1 protein-coding gene is annotated in these 1,648 nt (G+C 68.2%); it reads right to left on the bottom strand.

Going from position 1 to position 1,648, the window contains the following annotated elements; all coding sequences use genetic code 11:
* Positions 1-281: 281 nt before the first annotated feature.
* On the bottom strand, positions 282-1,648 hold a 1,367-nt coding region (locus tag BKE38_RS29340), incomplete at its 5' end, for an AAA family ATPase (RefSeq protein ID WP_131829798.1).

Raw genomic sequence — 1,648 nt, 5'->3', positions numbered from 1 at the left:
TCCATTCTACTTCCAGAAAACCCGATGCGGTTTTAAATCAACAATGGCTCGGCGTCTCCGCCTTGCCCTCCGCTTCGATCGCTCTCGGCGGGGCGTCGTATCTAGCGAAGTTTCCTTCGCCGGTCAACCACCCCGCTGAAGTTTTTTTCAGCGCCCTCAGCGTCCGGCGTTCTTTCGAAGCGCCTCAGCGTCGGGAGCCGGCTTTTAGGCCCGGCCCCCTCCCCTGTCAAACGGCTTTCACGAAAATGCCGCAGAGGGATCAAAAAACCGCCGCGGACGCGTCAGGCGGCAAGCTCCAGCCCCTCGGCGCCAGCGGTCACCCGCACGGTGCTGCCATCGGCCACGCGCCCCTCCAGCAGCAGCCCGGCCAAGCGGTCCTGCAGGTTGCGCTGTATGACCCGCTTCAGCGGGCGCGCGCCGTAGACCGGGTCGTAGCCCGCCTCGGCCAGCCAGTCGGAGGCCGCCTGGTCCAGCTCCAGCGTGATCTTGCGATCCTCCAGCAGCTTGCGCAGCCGGCCGAGCTGGATGGTGACGATGGCGCCCATGTCCTGCCGGGCCAGCCGGCGGAACAGCACGATCTCGTCCAGCCGGTTGAGGAATTCCGGGCGGAAGCGGCCGCGCACCACGTTCATCACCTGGCCGCGCACCAGGTCGACATCCTCGCCCTCCGACTGGGCGGCCAGGATCTCCGAGCCCAGATTGCTGGTCAGCACGATCAGCGTGTTGCGGAAATCGACCGTCCGCCCCTGCCCGTCCGTCAGCCGCCCGTCGTCCAGCACCTGCAGCAGGACGTTGAACACATCCTCATGCGCCTTCTCGACCTCGTCGAAGAGGATCACCTGGTAGGGCCGGCGCCGCACCGCCTCGGTCAGCGCGCCGCCCTCCTCATAGCCGACATAGCCCGGAGGTGCGCCGATCAGCCGGCTGACCGCGTGCTTCTCCATGTATTCCGACATGTCGATCCGCAGCAGCGCCCGCTCGTCATCGAACAGGAAGCTGGCAATTGCCTTGGTCAGCTCGGTCTTGCCGACGCCGGTCGGGCCCAGGAACAGGAAGGAGCCGATCGGCCGGTTCGGGTCCTGCAGCCCGGCACGCGCGCGCCGCACTGCCTTGGACACCGCCTCCAGCGCCTCCTCCTGGCCGACCACCCGGCGGCGCAGCTGGTCCTCCATGCGCAGCAGCTTCGCCCGCTCGCCTTCCAGCATCTTCTCGACCGGGATGCCGGTCCAGCGGCTGACCACGGCGGCGATGCCCTCCTCGGTCACCGCCTCGTTGACCAGCCGGCCATTGTCGCCCGCCTCGGCGATCTGCCGCTCCAGGGTCGGGATGATGCCATAGGTCAGCTCGCCGGCCCGGGCATAATCGCCGCGGCGCTGCGCCACCTCGACCTCGGTCCGCGCGCGGTCGAGCTCCTCCTTGGCCTTCTGCGCCTCGGAGAGCTTGTTCTTCTCGGCCTGCCAGGCGGTGGTCAGGGCGTCGGAGCGCTCCTCCAGCTCGGACAGCTCGCGCTCCAGGCGGACCAGGCGGTCGCGGCTGGCAGCGTCCTCCTCCTTCTTCAGCGCCTCGCGCTCGATCTTCAGCATCATCAGCCGGCGGTCGACCTCGTCGAGCTCCTCCGGCTTGCTGTCGACCTGCATGCGCAGGCGGC

It is taken from the genome of Teichococcus deserti (assembly GCF_001982615.1).
Classification (GTDB): Bacteria; Pseudomonadota; Alphaproteobacteria; order Acetobacterales; family Acetobacteraceae; genus Pseudoroseomonas; species Pseudoroseomonas deserti.
The sequence above is the reverse complement of the archived record's forward strand: the minus strand, read 5'-3'. Positions and strand labels throughout refer to the sequence as shown.